At 31.5% G+C, this 1,826-nt stretch carries 3 protein-coding genes; all 3 read left to right on the plus strand.

Annotated elements, in window-relative coordinates:
* Positions 1-643: baseplate J/gp47 family protein (locus KGF50_RS21310; RefSeq protein WP_227849915.1), on the plus strand; the 643-nt coding region annotated here is incomplete at its 5' end.
* Positions 636-1,253, plus strand: a complete 618-nt coding sequence (locus KGF50_RS21315; RefSeq protein WP_227849916.1) for a YmfQ family protein — start codon at positions 636-638, stop codon at positions 1,251-1,253. The genes KGF50_RS21310 and KGF50_RS21315, both read left to right, overlap by 8 nt.
* Before the next feature lie 15 nt (positions 1,254-1,268).
* The coding region (locus KGF50_RS21320; RefSeq protein WP_227849917.1) for a phage tail protein at positions 1,269-1,826 on the plus strand (558 nt) is incomplete at its 3' end.

Consider the following 1,826-nt stretch of genomic DNA (forward strand, 5'->3'; position numbering starts at 1 on the left):
ATATATAGACAAATTAGAAACTGCTGAATTAACAGAAATACTGATAAATGGAGAAGATGAAGAATCAGAAGACAGTCTAAGACAAAGATATTATGATAGCCTAAATTCACAGAGTTTTGGAGGGAATATTCAAAATTACAAGGATGAAGTTAATAAATTGCCTGACATTGGAGGAGTTAAAGTTTATCCAACTTGGAGTGGTGGAGGCACTGTTAAGTTAGTAATAATTAACTCTAATTTTAAAGTACCATCAGAGGATTTAGTTAATTTAGTTCAAGAAGAAATTGACCCAATTGAGCACCATGGAGAAGGTCTTGGATTAGCACCGATTGGACACCGAGTAACTGTTGAAGGGGTTACAAGTACAACTATAAACATATCAGCAGAGATAACATATAAGAGTGGATATACATGGGAGAATATAAAGACTATAGCAGAAGAAGCAGTTGATGACTATTTAAATGAACTTAACATGAGTTGGGAAGATGAAGAAAACTTAATAGTCCGTATATCTCAGATAGAAACTCGTTTGTTAAGTATAGATGGAGTATTAGACATTGCAAACACAATGATAAATGATGTTGCATCAAATTTTAGTGTTGATAAAGATTCTATAGTAGTAAGAGGTGAAGTAGTTGGATAAAGAGATTAATTTAATAGATTACTTACCACAAATACTTCAAGATAAAGAAGAATATATAAAAGTATTTAATGCAGAAAACAAAGAAATAAAAACGCTACATGACAAATTAAAGGACCTATCAAATGACCAGTTTTTAGACGATTTAACTCCAAGTGGTATAAAAAGATGGGAAAAGATAATGTCTATAACTCTCAAATCAAATGAAACTTTAGAGGATAGAAGATTTAGGATTTTTAGTAGATATATAAGTAAATTACCTTATTCAGAGAGATTTCTTAGGAACTGGCTAGATTCAATTGTTGGAGAAGGTAATTATGAGTTAACTATAAATAATTCTACTTATAATATACATTTAGAAAGTGATGCAAGAAATCAAGATTGGTTTGAGGAAGTTCATTCTTTTGTAAGTAGCATCAAACCTTGTAATATGAGTCTTGATTATACTAGAGTGCTAGTCAGTAAAGATAATTATATGAATTTTGGTGCAACTACTATTACAGGACATGAGATTACAATTTACCCATGGTCACCTAGTGATATAGAAACTCAAGGGGAGATTAACATACTTAGTGGTAATGGTTGTGGATACCAAGAGATTACAATTTATTAGATAGGAGGTGGTAGTTTGGCTACAGATAAAAGTTACTACACAATATTAACAAATATAGGTAAGGCTAAGATAGCAAATGCAAGTTTAGTAGGTGAAAAAGTTGATTTTGTTAAGATTCAACTTGGAGATGGTGGAGGAAATGAGTATAATCCTACAGAGGAACAAACTATATTAAAAAACGTAGTTTGGGAAGGCAAAGTGGGGAATGTCAAGACTGATGAAAGCATGACAAACTGCTTGATTTTAGAGAGTCTAATACCCGCTAGTGCTGGTGGATTTGTAGTTAGAGAAATAGGTTATTTAGATACCGAAGGTAATTTACTAGCTATATCAAAGTATAGGTCAGCATATAAACCTAAAGTGGAAGATGGAGCAGTAATTGACATGAAAGTAAAAACTATCTTTGTTGTATCTAATGTAAATAATATAGAACTTAAAATTGACCCAACAATAATCTTTGCCACATTAAAAGATTTACAGGACCTAGACACTAAAATAGATACAACTAAAGCAGAATTAGCAAGCAATATAGAAACTGCTAAAACAGAGTTAAATACAAAAATAGGGGATACA

Origin of the sequence: Clostridioides sp. ZZV15-6598, from assembly GCF_020657705.1 — a bacterium.
GTDB classification, from domain to species: Bacteria; Bacillota; Clostridia; order Peptostreptococcales; family Peptostreptococcaceae; genus Clostridioides; species Clostridioides difficile_F.